The sequence below is a fragment of the Chryseobacterium nepalense genome (genome assembly GCF_023195755.1).
Classification (GTDB): domain Bacteria; phylum Bacteroidota; class Bacteroidia; order Flavobacteriales; family Weeksellaceae; genus Chryseobacterium; species Chryseobacterium nepalense.
Genome location: NZ_CP096203.1, coordinates 1,195,371 through 1,211,478, shown reverse-complemented (window position 1 = coordinate 1,211,478; position 16,108 = coordinate 1,195,371). Strand labels below are relative to the sequence as shown.

The 16,108-nt window shown below is 36.4% G+C and carries 18 protein-coding genes; 13 read left to right on the top strand and 5 right to left on the bottom strand.

The window, feature by feature from the left end:
• Positions 1-5 precede the first annotated feature (5 nt).
• From M0D58_RS05170 to M0D58_RS05145, 6 genes are all read left to right on the top strand, one after another.
• Positions 6-1,697: a sodium:solute symporter family protein gene (locus M0D58_RS05170; RefSeq protein WP_248393998.1), complete on the top strand. Its 1,692-nt coding sequence runs from the start codon at positions 6-8 to the stop codon at positions 1,695-1,697.
• Between the two features lie 219 nt (positions 1,698-1,916).
• Complete coding sequence (locus M0D58_RS05165; protein WP_248393996.1) at positions 1,917-2,435, top strand: DUF2911 domain-containing protein; 519 nt, start codon at positions 1,917-1,919, stop codon at positions 2,433-2,435.
• Between the two features lie 185 nt (positions 2,436-2,620).
• Positions 2,621-3,442, top strand: a complete 822-nt coding sequence (locus M0D58_RS05160) for a hypothetical protein (protein ID WP_248393994.1) — start codon at positions 2,621-2,623, stop codon at positions 3,440-3,442.
• A gap of 510 nt (positions 3,443-3,952) precedes the next feature.
• The gene (locus tag M0D58_RS05155) at positions 3,953-5,104 is read left to right on the top strand and encodes a zinc-dependent alcohol dehydrogenase (RefSeq protein WP_248393992.1); all 1,152 of its coding nucleotides are present in this window, start codon (positions 3,953-3,955) and stop codon (positions 5,102-5,104) included.
• 25 nt (positions 5,105-5,129) lie between these two features.
• Positions 5,130-5,654, top strand: a complete 525-nt coding sequence (locus tag M0D58_RS05150; RefSeq protein WP_248393990.1) for a hypothetical protein — start codon at positions 5,130-5,132, stop codon at positions 5,652-5,654.
• A gap of 174 nt (positions 5,655-5,828) precedes the next feature.
• A complete protein-coding gene (locus tag M0D58_RS05145) occupies positions 5,829-6,674 on the top strand; it encodes a phosphatase PAP2 family protein (RefSeq protein ID WP_248393988.1) in 846 nt (281 codons plus the stop codon).
• Between the two features lie 155 nt (positions 6,675-6,829).
• Here M0D58_RS05145 and M0D58_RS18175 read toward each other — a convergent pair whose 3' ends face one another.
• Together M0D58_RS18175 and M0D58_RS05140 are read right to left on the bottom strand one after the other, a co-directional pair.
• Positions 6,830-7,048: a hypothetical protein gene (locus tag M0D58_RS18175; protein WP_428037172.1), complete on the bottom strand. Its 219-nt coding sequence runs from the start codon at positions 7,046-7,048 to the stop codon at positions 6,830-6,832.
• Positions 7,049-7,279: 231 nt separating this feature from the next.
• Positions 7,280-7,675 (bottom strand): DoxX family protein, encoded by a 396-nt coding sequence (locus M0D58_RS05140; RefSeq protein ID WP_248393986.1) that lies wholly within the window; start codon positions 7,673-7,675, stop codon positions 7,280-7,282.
• A 120-nt stretch (positions 7,676-7,795) separates the two neighbouring features.
• Here M0D58_RS05140 and M0D58_RS05135 point away from each other — a divergent pair, with 120 nt between their 5' ends.
• Positions 7,796-8,152: a winged helix-turn-helix transcriptional regulator gene (locus M0D58_RS05135; protein ID WP_248393984.1), complete on the top strand. Its 357-nt coding sequence runs from the start codon at positions 7,796-7,798 to the stop codon at positions 8,150-8,152.
• A 209-nt stretch (positions 8,153-8,361) separates the two neighbouring features.
• On the opposite strand, the gene M0D58_RS05130 is transcribed toward M0D58_RS05135, so the two are convergent.
• Both M0D58_RS05130 and M0D58_RS05125 read right to left on the bottom strand, forming a co-directional pair.
• The gene (locus M0D58_RS05130; protein ID WP_248393983.1) at positions 8,362-8,742 is read right to left on the bottom strand and encodes a YidH family protein; all 381 of its coding nucleotides are present in this window, start codon (positions 8,740-8,742) and stop codon (positions 8,362-8,364) included.
• A gap of 5 nt (positions 8,743-8,747) precedes the next feature.
• Positions 8,748-8,918, bottom strand: a complete 171-nt coding sequence (locus tag M0D58_RS05125) for a hypothetical protein (protein ID WP_248393982.1) — start codon at positions 8,916-8,918, stop codon at positions 8,748-8,750.
• A 344-nt stretch (positions 8,919-9,262) separates the two neighbouring features.
• Here M0D58_RS05125 and M0D58_RS05120 point away from each other — a divergent pair, with 344 nt between their 5' ends.
• The 6 genes from M0D58_RS05120 to M0D58_RS05095 all read left to right on the top strand — a co-directional run bounded on the left by M0D58_RS05120 (position 9,263) and on the right by M0D58_RS05095 (position 14,570).
• Entirely contained in the window at positions 9,263-10,240 is a 978-nt protein-coding gene (locus M0D58_RS05120) for an aldo/keto reductase (RefSeq protein WP_248393981.1), read from the top strand.
• An 11-nt stretch (positions 10,241-10,251) separates the two neighbouring features.
• Positions 10,252-10,989: an SDR family oxidoreductase gene (locus M0D58_RS05115; RefSeq protein WP_248393980.1), complete on the top strand. Its 738-nt coding sequence runs from the start codon at positions 10,252-10,254 to the stop codon at positions 10,987-10,989.
• A gap of 16 nt (positions 10,990-11,005) precedes the next feature.
• Positions 11,006-11,920: a helix-turn-helix domain-containing protein gene (locus M0D58_RS05110; protein ID WP_248393979.1), complete on the top strand. Its 915-nt coding sequence runs from the start codon at positions 11,006-11,008 to the stop codon at positions 11,918-11,920.
• A 242-nt stretch (positions 11,921-12,162) separates the two neighbouring features.
• The gene (gntA, locus tag M0D58_RS05105; protein ID WP_248393978.1) at positions 12,163-12,849 is read left to right on the top strand and encodes a guanitoxin biosynthesis heme-dependent pre-guanitoxin N-hydroxylase GntA; all 687 of its coding nucleotides are present in this window, start codon (positions 12,163-12,165) and stop codon (positions 12,847-12,849) included.
• Positions 12,849-13,427 carry a DUF1989 domain-containing protein gene (locus tag M0D58_RS05100; RefSeq protein ID WP_248393977.1) on the top strand — a complete coding sequence of 193 codons (579 nt, stop codon included), beginning with the start codon at positions 12,849-12,851 and terminating at the stop codon, positions 13,425-13,427. Before gntA ends, M0D58_RS05100 begins: the two co-directional genes overlap by 1 nt.
• A 414-nt stretch (positions 13,428-13,841) precedes the next feature.
• Positions 13,842-14,570, top strand: coding sequence for a fatty acid desaturase (locus M0D58_RS05095; RefSeq protein WP_248393975.1), 729 nt, complete (start codon positions 13,842-13,844; stop codon positions 14,568-14,570).
• A gap of 721 nt (positions 14,571-15,291) precedes the next feature.
• Here the strand turns inward: M0D58_RS05095 and M0D58_RS05090 are convergent.
• Positions 15,292-16,095 (bottom strand): hypothetical protein, encoded by an 804-nt coding sequence (locus M0D58_RS05090; RefSeq protein WP_248393973.1) that lies wholly within the window; start codon positions 16,093-16,095, stop codon positions 15,292-15,294.
• Positions 16,096-16,108 lie beyond the last annotated feature (13 nt).

Sequence of the window (16,108 nt, the reverse complement as noted above, 5' to 3'; positions counted from 1 at the left end):
TGGTCATGAGTACTATAGATTGGACTGTTCTCATCTTTACCCTCGTTGCAGTGGTGATTTACGGGGTTTATATAGGCCGTGGCCAAAAAAGCAACGAGTCTTACCTGAAAGCAGATAATAAAATGCCGTGGTATATAGTGCTGATCGGGATTATGGCAACTCAGGCAAGTGCTATTACTTTTCTTTCGGCGCCGGGTCAGGCTTATACTGATGGTATGCGTTTCGTTCAGTATTACTTTGGTCTGCCTTTGGCGATGATCGTTATCTGTATTACCTTCATCCCGATTTTTCAGCGTCTGAATGTGTACACGGCTTACGAATATTTAGAAAACCGTTTTGATAAAAAAACAAGAGTGCTCACTTCGCTGCTTTTCCTTTTTTCAAGAGGATTATCCACAGGAATCAGCATTTATGCACCGAGCATCATCTTATCCAGCGTATTGAACTGGAATATTTATCTGACCAATGTTTTAACAGGTGGGATTTTGTTAATTTATACCTACGTCGGTGGCGCAAAAGCGATCGCCCATACCCAAAAATTACAGTTCCTTATCATTCTGGGAACCATGGCTTTCGCCGGTTATCTGCTTATTGAAAATATGCCGAACGGAATCGGTTTTAAAGACGCCCTTTATCTGGCCGGGAAATCCGGAAAGCTGAATGTCATTACCACAGAATTCGACTGGAAAGATAAATACAATATCTGGAGTGGACTGATTGGCGGTTTTTTTCTGGCACTTTCTTACTTTGGGACAGACCAGAGTCAGGTGGGAAGGTATATTACCGCAAAAGACAATACCAATGCAAAAATGGGTTTGCTGCTGAACGGATTGGTTAAAATCCCGATGCAGTTTTCAATTCTTCTCATCGGTGCCTTGCTTTTCGCCTTCTTTTCCCTGAAGCCGGCTCCGATTTATTTTAATGAACGTTCTTATCAGAATCTGAAAGAGATACAACCTGAACAGGCCGCGGTATTCGAAAAAGAGCATCGGGATTTGCAGGCAAAATTTAATGCAGAATCGAAAGAAATTTTAAAGCTAAAAGACACACATTCTCCTCAGCTTAACAAAACAATTCAGGATTTTAAAAACACGCAGGCTGAGGTAAAAGCACTTCACGGAAGGGTAGAGGAGGCAATCAATACATCGAATTATAACGCAGAAAAAACAGATACCAATTATATTTTTCTGTATTTCGTAAAAAATACCCTGCCTGCCGGAATGATCGGGTTATTGTTTGCAGTCATTTTCTTAGCGAGCTGGGGTTCCATTTCGGCGGCGCTGAATTCTCTGGCAGCCTGCTCGGTAAAAGATATTCATTTGATATTCAGAAAAGAAATTCCGGATGAGAAAACCGAATTGAAGTACAGCCGACTGCATACGTTAGCCTGGGGAATCTTCTCGATTGGCGTAGCGATGTTTGCCACACAGATGGGCTCTCTTATTGAAGCGGTAAATGTATTGGGCTCTCTTTTCTACGGTCCGATATTGGGGATTTTCCTGGTCGCCTTTTACTATAAAAAAATCAACGGTCAGAACGTTTTTATTTCTGCAATTCTTTCTGAAATTGCGGTTATTGCCGTTTATCAGTTCGATATTGTTTCTTTCCTGTGGCTCAATGTCATCGGCGCTGCGGCGGTCATTTTATTTTCAGCAATTGGGTTATTGTTTTATAAGCCGAAAGCAGTACATTCGTAAACGAAAAAAGAATAATATAAAAAGCCTGTTTACATTTTGGCAGAAAACCAAAGCTCACGCAAATTACGGTGATGACGCAGATATCTACGCAAAAAAATCTGCTAAATCTGCCCGATCTGCGAGCGTATTATTAGCATAAAGGTAATATCAGCCTAAGAACAGGTAAAAAATATCATTCTGAAAAATATACTTTGACAACAAACAAACAAATAAAGTGTTATGAAAACAATTTTTAAATCTGCAACCGTTCTTGTTGCGGCCATGACGATTTCCGTAAATGCCTTTGCACAGGAAGCTAAAAAACCGGCAAGTCCTCCAATGACTGCGACAGGGAAAATTAAAGATGCCGACATTACCATCAACTACAGCAGTCCTTCCGTGAAAGGACGTACGATCTGGGGCGGACTGGAGCCTTACGATAAAGTTTGGCGTGCAGGTGCCAATGAAGCCACCACTTTTGAAACGAGTAAAGACATTACCGTTCAGGGTAAAAAACTTCCGGCCGGAAAATACAGCTTTTTCCTGATCCCTAAAGCCAGCGGTTTGTGGACGGCCATCTTCAACAAAGAGCCAAAACAATGGGGCGCTTATAAATACGATCAGGCGAAAGATGCTTTACGCGTAGATGTAAAAACAAAAGCGTTACCAACCACCCAGGAAGCGTTGGTGTACAAAATCAACAAAAACGGATTCACCATGGATTGGGATAAAATCTCGGTTCCTGTGGAGATTAAGTAAGCTTGAATATGAAATTTGAAATCCCGGTTTTGGCCGGGATTTTTTGTTTGTTATTGATGATTTTTAAAGATAATTAACAAACTTGAATTAGCATTTATTGTCATAATATTTAGATTTATGGTTTTCCACAATTTCTTCATATATGCTATATCTATATTTGAAAATAATAACCAATATCTATTATAATGATAACTCTTACAACAATTTTAGTGTTTTTATTTATTACGTTTTTTGTCAATTTTCTGATAGTAAGATTTAGAGCAAACAAATTTCCAGATAAAACTAAAAATGAAAATTTAAGATCAACAGAAAAAATTAGGCAAACAGTTTTGATCTCAGGACTAGCAATGATATTTATTTCTATGCTTTACATTAATTTCTTTTATCAAACAGAATCTGAAATAGCAGCTGAAAAAGAATGGAAGGAAAAATCAGATAAGATTTCAGCGGAAAAATTAGCACGAGAAAATGATATAAAAAGATTGGGGTTAACACCAACTGAAGTTGAAATCTTACTTCAACATGAAATTCCTGTCAATAATTTAGCAGATGAAGTCAAAAATGCATATCTAATCTTAAAATCTCAAAAGTATTTTGTAGACACTGAGATTATAAGATTTACGGGACTGGCTAAAAAAACAAAAAGTTCTGAATTTGCAAAAAGAATTGAGAAAACCAAAGATTCATTAATTAAAAATAAAGATAAAATTGGTAAAAAACAGATTGCTGATTTAGATAAAAAGACATCATTAGAAGAATCCCAAATGCGATTAAAATATGGAGAGAATCTTAGAGATTTATTGCTAGACAAAGGTTTAGATATTAAAGTAACAGTTTTTGGTAAAGACAATAAAAAAATAAGATTGACCTACATTCTCTTTAATGATGTTTGGTTTCGAAAATTTGAAACATTAGGCTATTTTGATATGATTCACGAAAACGGCTTTAACCATATTGAGTTATCAGATGGATACGACTATGGCAGATGGATGCAGTATGGTAAATAACAGCTTAAAGAGGATATTTGTAATTGTCAGTGCTTGCTTAAACTAACGCATGTATTATTCCGATATTACCGAATATAACAAAAGGTATTAAATTTTACACAGGACATGAGTACATATAAGAACAAAGCTTTAAAGATTTAGTAGACAAGATCAATAAAAACGGATTCACCATGGATTGGGATAAAATCTCGGTTCCTGTGGAGATTAAGTAAGCTTGAATATGAAATTGAAATCCCGGTTTGACCGGGATTTTTTTTACAATTTTGATATATAAAAATTAATGTTAAGGCCGATTAATCGCTGTAATTATAATCTTTTTCAATTTGCAGACATCTTTTTAATAAATAAACTATTTTTTATATTTTATTAACAATCTGCTCATTACCACATAATTTTTCAAAAAAACTTTAGATACCACACTGGCTATAAAAAATCATAAATTATATTCAGGCTCGTTATGGCGGTCTCTGTTTTGCTTTACCTATGGCATCACCAACAAAATATATACATATGTTAGCAATGAATTTCCGCGGACCTTTCCGCGTGCGCGCAGACCGCAATATGCCCGAGCCGCAAATAGAACATCCGGAAGACGCTATTGTAAAGGTATTAAGATCCTGCATCTGCGGTTCGGATCTGCATCTTTATCACGGCCTTGTTCCCGATACTCGTACTGGCACTACTTTTGGGCATGAGTTTATTGGCGAAGTCGTTGAAATCGGCTCTTCTGTACAAAACCTTAAAGTAGGGGATAAGGTTATGGTCCCTTTTAATATTTCCTGTGGTAAATGTGCCTTTTGTAAGCAGGAGCTGTACGGCAATTGCCATGAATCTAATCCGATGGCCACCGCAGTAGGCGGTATTTTTGGATATTCCCATACTGCCGGAGGGTATCAGGGCGGACAGGCAGAATATGCCCGCGTTCCTTACGCAGATGTAGGCCCAACCGTCATTCCCGACTGGATGGATCCCGATGATGCCGTGCTTCTTACCGACGTAGTTCCTACAGGTTATCAGGCGGCAGAAATGGCAGGTATTCAGAAAGGCGACACGGTAGTGGTTTTCGGTGCCGGACCGATTGGTATTATGGCAGCTAAATCTGCATGGCTTTTTGGAGCAGGACGGGTAATTGTCATCGACGAGCTGGAATACAGGCTTGATTTTGTGGCCAAATATGCACAATGCGAAGCTTATAATTTTAACAGTATCGGCGATCCTGTGGTCTTCATAAAAACACAGACTGATTCTCTGGGTGCCGATGTCTGCATTGATGCCGTGGGCTGCGAGGCGAAAGGAAATTTCATGAATACCGTCATGGGAACAAAATTACTTTTACAGGGTGGCTCTACAACGGCGCTTCATTGGGCTATTAATTCCGTTAAAAAAGGTGGAATTGTTTCTATTGTAGGGGTTTACGGTCCTACGGATGCTTTGGTTCCGATAGGGAATGTGGTGAATAAAGGAATTACGATTCGGGCTAACCAGGCGGCGGTGAAACGTCACTTGCCTAAGCTTATCGAACACGTAAAAAACGGAATTCTTGATCCGAAACAAATCATTACGCACCGTGTTCCGTTGGAAGAAGTAGCGGATGCGTATCATATATTTTCAAGAAAGCTTGACGGTTGCATAAAGACTGTGCTTATTCCGCCAACTGCTTAAAGTTTTTAACCCAAAATAGTACAACATGATTACAGACGAAACAAAGCCTTCCGACTTTAAGAAAAGTGAACAGGCAGATTATACTCATATAAAAGGCTGGGGAATTGATGCGGATCCTGAAAATGATCCCGTTTATCCCATGAAGAAACGTACCAACGAAGAACATGAAGGTTATGCCTGGCAAAGACCGGAACAGCAACCTGAAGACGTTGAAATTTTGAAGTCAGTAGAGCGGCCTAATTTAACCGCTGCTTTTGGAACGGCATCACCGCCTGAAGGTCTTAACGGAGAAATCAGAAAATTTGCTTTTAAATACAGTGAATCCAGCTATGGCAGGTGGCTTCCGCTGGTATTGGCAGATCGCGTCGGTGCATTAGAAGGGATTATTGATGACTTAAAAAAAGGTCATTTGCCCAATATTTTTGCCGAGCGTGGCTGGGGAGCAGAATGGAAATACAACAGAAAGAATTTTCTGCTGAAGATGGCTGCAACGGCGGCCGTTACTGCTATTGCCATAAGCGTTATATCGTCAAAGAAGAAAAAGAAGTAATTAATCAACTCATGGCCGGAAGAAATTCCGGCTGTTTTTTTAAGACGACGCCCTTCATACGACAGAACGCTGTAAGAGCGTAATAATAAAGTACCACAAAAATAGCTTTTATAGAGAAACCTGTGCATCAGGGATTTTTGGTACATCATTTTATATCATTTCCTTAAAATAATTATGTTAAAAAGATCAATGACTGAAAAGCAATTGAAAATCCGGCAGCAGGCTTTTGCATTATCCGTCTGTACAGTTATATTCATGGCTGTTTACAATCTGTGTACGTGGCATGCTACTTCTTTAGGGTATCTGCCATCATTTACTTTTGACTTTGAGAGATCAATTCCATTCGTGCCTTTATCAATTGTTCCGTATATGGCAAGCGGAGTTTTTTTCTGTCTCGTATTTTTTTCATGTAAAAATAAAAATCAATTAAAAATATTAACATGGAGGATGCTTTTTGTAATTATTATCGCCGGAATATTTTTTATTACGGTTCCTTTACGATTTTCATTGACAAAACCGGAGGTATCCAACAGTATCCTGAAACTTCCTTTTTCTTTTTTACATACTTTTGATTCACCTTTTAACCAGTCACCTTCGCTGCATATTGCTTTTGCTTTTATATTCTGGTCGGTATTTAAAGATCTTACCAAGTGGCGGATGTTTCTAATGATTTGGCTGATTCTTTTAGGAGTTTCAACATTGACTACCTATCAGCACCATGTCATTGATATTTTAACCGGAGCCATTCTTGCACATGTTAGCTTTATTATCATTCCTTACCGAAAGAAAAACCCGAAATACCGAAGCTGCTGGTTGGCAAATTACTATTTCATATCGGGATGGATTCTCATTTTAGCGGCTTTATTGCTTCATAAATACTTTGCAACTGAGGGGTTAATACTTTTATTACCTGCGTTGATAATGATGATAATCGGGTATTGTTATCAGAAAAATACCGGTATTATATCTCAATTTATGCCAACAGTTAAACAAAATATGTATCAGTCCGAGAAAAACTAATTGCTTTAATCTTTCCTGTTAATAAATAACATTTCGGTTCCTGGCCCGGTTGCCCGTAAATGTTGCTTTCCTTTTGTACATTCGACTGGTGTACATGCAGGTTGTCCCCGTCTTTGGACATGATGGAAATACCCCGATCGCTGTAATCAAACTTTTCAATAAAGTGATAATATACCAGCCTTGCTACGGACCTTACGGTATTTTTTACCGTCTGCGGATAAAGTACAGTGAACCTGATAACTTTCTTTGTGCAGATATTGATTAAAGGACTTTACAAAAATCAGCTTCATTATTTTTTCAGGAAGCATTCTTTCCATCCCGAATAGTGAAGGCGCCTGCCGTTCCAGACTTTTCAGCCTTCCGTAATTGGAGATCGCATACTGGTCAAACCCTTCTACAGCCTTTTATTGGAGTTTTAATACCCATTCCAACGGTTACCTGATTTTTCTCATCATGTTAATATAAGAAACGACATGTTCTGTCGTTAATGGATTATAGTTTTGCGAATGATATTTATAATAAGAGGGAATATTTTTTTACTAATTTTTGATGCTTATTCTGACTGCACACAATGGAGAAAGTAATAAAAAGATGGCCGTCATGAATTAATTTTCATAATTAAGTTTTCGAAAATAATAGTAGGATACAGCAAGAAATACAAAAGGAACAAGCGGTGCAACACCCTTTACAAATCCATCGACAATGCCGTGCGCCAGACTTGCCGACAATAGCAGGATACCGAAACCAACATAGGCCCATTCTTTGAACATCGTAGGGATACGCGGAACCAGGATAACAATAGCTCCAACGATTTTTAAGATATCCAGTTCAAGAGTAAAGTAATCAGGAAACTGTAACTTTTTTACCGCCTGGATGAGGTACTCTCTTGGTGCGAAATAGGATGGCAAGATAATCAATGCCATTGTAAAGCTAGTGATGATCCAATAGGTACGTTTGGATTTTTTATCAGGATTTTTTACGAAGTCAATCTGTTTTGTCATTCTTTAAGGATTAATTGTTGAAAATTTTATTTACATTTTTAATGATACAAAATTACGTACATTTGCTTACATTTTGTAAGCAGTTACCTAAATGTAAGCAGTTACCTTAAAGTAAGCAATATGACAGATCAATTTCCGGAAAGTACTAAAAACGAATGTTTGGCAAGAATGCTGACCGTGCGTGATGCCCTTGACGTCATCAGCGGCAAATGGAAGATTCTTATTATTATTTCTATTATGAGCGGTCATAAACGCTTCAGGGAAATAGAAAGGAGCATTCCGAAAATATCCTCAAAAGTTTTAGCTAAAGAACTGAAAGATCTGGAGGAACATCAGCTAATCAAACGCACAGTTTATGATGAATCTCCTGTATTGGTGGAATATACGGCAACAGATTATGTTTTTACTTTAGAAAAAGTTATTGAGGAATTGCATAACTGGGGAGCCAATCACAGGAAAAAGATATTAGGGAAATAAAGCGTTCTGTAAGTGATGTTTCTCCCATGAGGTTTGGGATAAATCTTCCTGTAGTTTATCAAGATAGTAATTAATAAAACCGTGATGGCTAATGCTGCTGAATAAAGTGCAATTATAATTATAGAACGCTGTACAAAATTTTTAAACTCAAAATGATAATATTTAATTATTATGTAATTACGATAGTAGACTTTATCAATTGTCCATTGTTATAGGTTGCCAATTAAATAATAAATAAGAAAGATGCTTAAGGAGATCAGCATGACCGCAAGGATCAGCAGCATAATATTGTTTCCCAAGTAAGAATTGCTGTTAATCTGTTTCTTAATCCGTAAATAATTGATGTACGAAAGGATTAATACGACTACACCTGCACCAATCAGCAATACACCTGTCAGACCGGATTGTCCATTCTGAACGTGCGAAAGAAGGTGATTCTCTGATGCAAGAGATATCTGTTTAAGGAAAATGGAAAATTTTACCAAAATAAATCCGAATCCCATCATGGCGATTGCCGTACGAACCCAAGCCAGAAAAGTCCGTTCATTGGCAAGGTGGTCGCCCGTATTGTTAGAAACTTTTTTATCCATAATTTTTATTGACTGATCAAATGATGACAAGAATTGTTCCTATTCAGATTGCTTTCATGGTTGGAAGCAACAATCAGTGCTATATTTTCCGATTTTCTTACTTTGATCGGTTTAATGGTTTCAGTTGTTTGATTTTTGTAATCTATTGTTTCAATTTGGTTATCGCTGATGTACATTGTTACTCTAATTTTGTGTCATTAATAAAATCAGAATATGGATACGGATAAAGTATGGTTTGTAACGGGGGGTCTCCAAGGGAATGGGACTTTCCTTAGTGAAAAGACTGATCAGAAGCGGTTACAGGGTTGCTGCAACAAATAGTTTGATATATGCCGCTCAACTTATAATTTTATTATTTGCCTCAATACTACTACCAATATTTTTCATAAAGATTTGTAACTGTTTTTTATTTTGATTGACTACAACAATTACCAATTGGACTACTTTTTATAGAGTGAGATTAAGGAATTTTGTAATTGAAAATTGAGGTCAGTTTTAAAAACAAGTAAAAAAATTAATTATGCAAAAAAGAAAGTTAGGAAATAACGGGTTGGAAGTTTCCGCATTGGGATTTGGCTGTATGGGTTTAAATTTTTTGGATGGCAAAGGGCTTGATAAGAAAGAGGCTATAACGCTACTGCGCAATGCCGTTGAAAGAGGAGTCAATTTTTTTGATACTGCTGAAGCTTATGGACCTTATACCAATGAAGAGATTGTTGGAGAGGGATTAAAACCTTATAGAAAAGACGTTGTGATCGCCACAAAGTTCGGGTGTAAAGATGCCAGTCCTGCAGTAGGTTTGGACAGCAGACCAGAAACGATAAGGGCAGTAACTGAAGCATCACTCAAAAGATTAAAGACAGATTACATTGATTTGCTGTACCAGCACAGGGTTGATCCCTATGTTCCGATAGAAGAGGTTGCCGGAACAGTGAAAGACCTCATACAAGAAGGTAAAGTAAAATATTTTGGTTTATCGGAAGCCGGCGTTAAAACGATAAGGAAAGCACATTCAGTTCAGCCTGTGTCAGCATTACAAAGCGAATATTCATTATTCTGGCGTGAACCGGAAGATGAGATTATACCAACTCTGGAAGAGTTAGGCATTGGCTTCGTCCCGTTCAGTCCTTTGGGAAAAGGTTTTCTCACGGGTGCCATCAATACAAAATTAGAGGCTGTTGATCGCAGGAATGTTCTCCCACGTTTCACGGAAGAAAACATAAAGGCCAATTGGGTTTTGGTGAAGGCGCTTTCCGAGATCGCCCAAGAAAAAAATGTGACCACAGGACAATTGGCATTAGCTTGGCTTTTAGCCCAAAAGTCGTGGATTGCACCGATTCCCGGAACCACAAAGCTGCATCGGTTAGAAGAAAATATTGCCAGTACAAATATTATTTTAACCCAGGATGAGCTTGCCAATATTGATATAACGGTGAAAGGAATTACACTTGCAGGTGACCGTTATCCTGAGTTTTTAGCAAAGCAAATTGACAAATAAAAATACAAGCAATGCATAATATTAAAGGAAAAGTAGTTGCCATTACCGGTGCAAGCAGCGGGATGGGTAAAGCCATAGCCATTGAATTGGCTAAAAACGGAGCAAAAGTTATTTTAGGTGCGAGACGTACAGAACAGTTGTTGCAGCTTGTGGAAGACATTAAAAGTACAGGTGGCGAAGCTGCCTGTATTACAACTGATGTGAAGAATAAAGCTGATCTTGATCGTCTGGTTCATAAAGCTGTTGACCAATATGGGAAATTGGATGTGATGGTAAACAATGCCGGTATCAGTCAGCTAAGCCGCATTGACGATCTGGATCTTGAAGGTTGGGAAGAAATGATCGACATTAATCTTAAAGGTGTACTCTATGGAATGGCCGCAGCAATTCCTGTTTTTAAAATGCAGGAGGCGGGACATATCGTCAACATTATTTCTACAGCTGGTTTAAAAATTACCCCGATGATGGGCGTTTATGCCGGAACAAAAAATGCTATTCGTACCATTGCGGAAGCTTTTCGTCAGGAATCAGACGGAAAAATACGCATTACGGGAATATCGCCGGGGTTTGTAAAAACAGATTTTGCTGGCAGCATCAAAAACGAAAAAATGAGAACGGTCATTCAAAAAGAAATGGATCAAATGGCTTTAGATCCTTTAGCCATTGCCAATGCGGTAATGTATGCAGTTAGCCAGCCAAACGATGTTGAAATTGGTGAACTGGTAATTCGCCCGTCAAAACAAAATTGATTAAATTAGTAACGAAATGCAAAAATCATCTGACATCTTTCATATCAACAGTATATCCCAATTGATGCGTCTATTGGAGCTTCCTGCGCCGTTGCATCCAATGATTGCATTGGTTGATTATCGGAAGGTACCCATGGAGACATTTCCCAGAGGACAGAAAATAAGCCTTGATTTTTACAAAATTTCCTTTAAAACAGCATTTACGGGACAAATCAAATATGGACAGGGATATTATGATTTTGAAGAAGGCGGAATGGCATTTCTGAAGCCAAGACAAATCGTTTTCCCTCCCGAAGAAATAGAAAGCTATGAAGGAATTGCGCTTTATTTTCATCCGGATTTTATCCGAAACTATCCTTTGGGGAAGACCATACATCAATATGGTTTTTTCTCTTATGATGTGTCAGAAGCATTATTTTTATCCGCTAAGGAAAAAGAGATCATCGCAGGTTTATTTGCTTCAATTGCCGTTGAACTTGAGAATAATATTGACAGCTTCAGCCAGGATGTTTTGGTGTCACAATTAGAATTGTTACTGAATTACAGCAACCGTTTTTACAGCAGGCAGTTTATTACCAGAAAAGCAGTCAACAACGATATTGTCAGTTCTCTGGACCAACTCTTAAACCGTTATTTTGAGGAGGGCAACAGTCTGAAAAACGGATTGCCGTCAGTTAAATACATAAGTTCCGAATTAAAGCTATCACAACGCTATCTAAGTGATTTGCTGAGTTCACTGACCGGACAAAATACACAGCAGTTTATTCAGAATACAATTATAGAAAAAGCGAAAGAAAAGTTATCGACAACGAATCTTTCCGTTTCGGAAATTGCGTATGAACTGGGCTTTGAACATTCGCAATCATTCAGTAAACTTTTTAAAACCAAGACTAATTTTTCACCTTTGGAGTTCAGGCAGTCGTTTAATTAAATATAGCAATCGATCTACTATACGACCCTTACTTATAGTAATTGAAACTGCCTTTTCATTCGTTATTTCTTACTGGAATTTTTTTGAAGGTTGATCTTTGTCAGATATCTTTTGCCGTCATTCATATATGTTTTTACATCAATCTATTAACATCAGTTATGAGTTAATGCTGTCTGAAATTCTTAGGATATTTCAAAGTCGGGTATGTTTTCCGGTGGCATACGCTTTGCGTATATTAAGGTATGACACCAAACAACAATTCACAAAATACAGAGCATGCCCTGGCAGTACAAGATGCTTTCAGGTCATTTATTGACGACAAGTTATTTCCTTGTGTAGCAGCTAAGGCTGCACTTACGAGAGATCATATGCATATTTTTGTTGCCGGTCATTTGGCTTGTCCGAAAGATGATCAGGAAATCCTGGATTTCATTTATAAATTCATTGATGAGTACAGAGCTGCAGATAGCGATTTTCACACTGTTTGTGTGATCTTTCCCGAAACGCATTCTATCAATGAGGAGATGTTTGACAGTCTTCTTTGGCAGAGGTTGCAGGCATTGTCTGATCTGGATGCACAGAAATATCCCTATGATTCCCGTGTAGATTCAGACCCGTCATCTCCACAGTTTAGTTTTAGTCTGAAAGAAGAAGCTTTTTTTATTATTGGGCTTTCCCCGGGAAGCAGCAGGGATGCAAGAAGATTCCGTTATCCGGCAATTGTTTTTAATCCACATGAGCAATTTGAAGAATTGAGATCATTAAAAAGGTATGACAAAATGAAAAATATTGTGCGTAAAAGGGATGTTGCGCTTAGCGGCTCCATTAATCCGATGCTTCATGATTTTGGTGATGATTCGGAAGTGTATCAGTATAGTGGTATGAGATATGATAAAAATTGGGAATGCCCTTATAAATATAAAAATTAATGAATACAATACAACCACGAAGCGGTACCGCATTTATTCTACGAAAAGGAGAAAAACTTAAAATTACCGATATCAAAGGAGAGCAGGTTTCAGATTTTATATGTTTTAATCTAAATGATACCAAAGAATATCTTTCATCCGGAAGAACAATTGATTATGCAGAAACCATATTTCTGACCAAAGGAAATCCCTTCTATTCAAACAGAAGTAATATTATGTTTAATATTACTGAGGACACCGTGGGCCGTCATGACTTTCTGTTAACTCCCTGCAGTGCCGACACCTTCCGCATTATATACGGCGATGAAAATCCTCACCGCGGCTGTTTTGGCAATCTTTGTGAAGCACTAAAACCATTTGGCATTGAACCTGATAGCATTCCTATTTGCTTTAACGTTTTTATGAATGTTGCAGTTAATGGTGAGACTGGTAAAATAAGTGTGCTTCCTCCCAAAAGTGCAGCTGGAGATTATATAATTATTGAAGCAGCAATGGATCTTATTGTTGGTATGACAGCTTGTTCAGCTGAAATGTCTAATAATTACGCATTTAAGCCTATAGGCTATTCCATAATGTAATTGTAATACCGTAGGAAATCAGTATCAATCGAAATTATTTATATAATTCGTGTAAATAGTATATCTTATCATCTGATTAGAAAGTAGGAAATAAAAAAAACCGACATAAGAGAGTGAAAACTTCAAATGTCGGTTTTGTGACCAATACGAGCGTATTTACAAAATAAATAATGTTTGAAAGTGATAGAATGTAAATTTATATTGATGAGTAAACAGACAAAACATTTTATTTCTATTTATTTATAAATCTTTGAAAGAAAATCAAACCATGTTTACAAAATTGTCGTATCTTATAAAAGATATTGCAGAATGAAAATTAATTTTCGTGTGAATAGTGGCTAATCAATTAAGCATAATTTTTTCTTTGCCTTCCGTAATACTTCTACGATAATTATTCATCTTAATTTAAAACTTATGGCAATATTCATTTTTATACTCATCCATTGGTATGCATCTCTTTTTTTTCAGTCCGTTTTTCACCATCGTTATGCTGCACACAATCTTTTTACAATGTCAAAATTTTGGGAAAAGATGTTTTACCTGGGCTGTTTTTTTACTCAGGGTTCCTCTTACATAAGCGCTTACACGTACGGTCTAATGCACCGTTTGCATCACGCACATACAGATAAAGCCGAAGACCCACATTCACCTCACAACGATCCTAATCCTTTTGTCATGATGTGGGCAACACGAAATAACTATTTTAACCTTTATATCGGAAAAACAGATGCCGCAGAAAAATACAAAAAGAATCTTCCGGAATGGGAGAGGTTTGATAAAATAGCACACAATTATATTACAAGATTTTGTTGGATTGCTGTGTATATAATTATTTATGCTTTATTGACAACAGCTTGGTGGCAATGGCTTTTTTTACCAGCGACTGTAATAATGGGTTCTCTACAGGGAATGGCCGTAAATTGGTGGGCGCATAAATTTGGTTATGAAAACTATAAGTTAACAAATACTTCAAAAAATATTCTGCCATTTGATTTTATTTTCTGGGGCGAAGCCTATCATAATAATCATCATAAGTATCCGCAAAGACCTAATAATGCAACGAAGTGGTTTGAATGGGACATGGGTTTTCAAACGATGGTTTTTTTACAAAAACTTAAGATAATCAAAATAAAATATCAATAAACAGATTTTAGTTAATGATAATTATTCGATTAGTACCAAAACACATAAAGGAAGTTTCTACAATACTTAAATTGAGAAGAACTTTGAAGATATAATATTCCGTGACCGGTAATTTTTGAAACTAAAGGTTTGATTGGGTAGAAATAATAGATATTGACGAGAATATTGTGAGAAATTTCTCAGATCAAAATATTTTATATGTTTGCCTTCAAGAATCCTTTAAAAAAGAGAATTTCGTATTGCCCATTTGATGCTAAAGGAAGGAAATCATCATTTATTTATGGAGGGCGATAAATTTATAAAAGGTAAATTTTGTCATTCAGAAATATTAGATTAGATCATAACCATTGTTGTTTTTAATAAAATAATGTTCTATAGTTTGTTTTGAAGAACTGCATAAGTGTATCAATTCTTTGTACGACAGATCTTCGTAAATAAAGGCACTGGGGATATTAATTACATATTCCGTAACAATTTGAATGTCTAAAGTTGTAATTTGCCTGGAGTCATCTAAAATATCCAAATTAGATTCCTTATTCAAAAAAGGTATTTTGCTGGTGATTGAATCTTTAAATTTATATAATCGTATAGTATTCATATGTTAATTTTTAATGATTAGGGATTTAAATTAGAAAATAAATGTTCAATCGGGAATAATGGAACAAATTATTTTACTAACTTCAATATGAAATAGTTTTCGGAACAATCCGGAATCTTATATTTAAATGCTATTAATCTTTCTTCTATCCTTGCCATCAATCCATCTTTCTAGCATTGTTTGTTCTGAAGGAGATTGATCTTTATTAATGGTCAGAGCTTTTAATACGACATTCCAAAAACTGAGTTTTTCGCTGAATTCCTCTTTATAGTTTTTTAAAGCCTCAATATATATTTGTTCGTACCTATTAAGTCTATCACTATTTTTGATTTTCGGAATGTTTACAATAATGTTCTGTATGATCTCTGATAAATTATGAGGGGAATGGATTTTGATAAAGTTTAGTTCCATTTTGCAAATATTTAAAAATGAAATCATAAGATGAAAAAACTCATCATGCATATTACAAATATTTGTTTTCCAGTATTGTAATACTTCTTTTGGGAGAATTTGATTTCCTAATAGCTCCAGTTTTGCGTAATTTTCTTTTATTATTTTTATGAAAATTTTATTCTGTTGCCAAAACAGAGAATAATTAAAGTAGTTTGCTTGTATAGTATTTTCTTTTATATATTCAATTTGGAGTTTGATATACATAAGATTTTGTTTTATCTCATTGATAATGGTTTCCCAAAGAATATGTTTAGTCAGTGTACAATTGGTTTTAAAAACCAGTCTTGATTTTTTATTTGATTTTTGCAGCTCTTTTAGTATACGAAGAATTTCTTCCAGATCTTTATTTAAGGCGATATTGGTATTTCTGATATAAAGCAATGAAACAAATTCAGTATGAGAGATTTTATTCAAGCTGTTTTTTTTATTGAGCAGACGAAATTTAGTTTTCCTTTTATTAAGTGTATGTTTCATTTTAAGCATCACA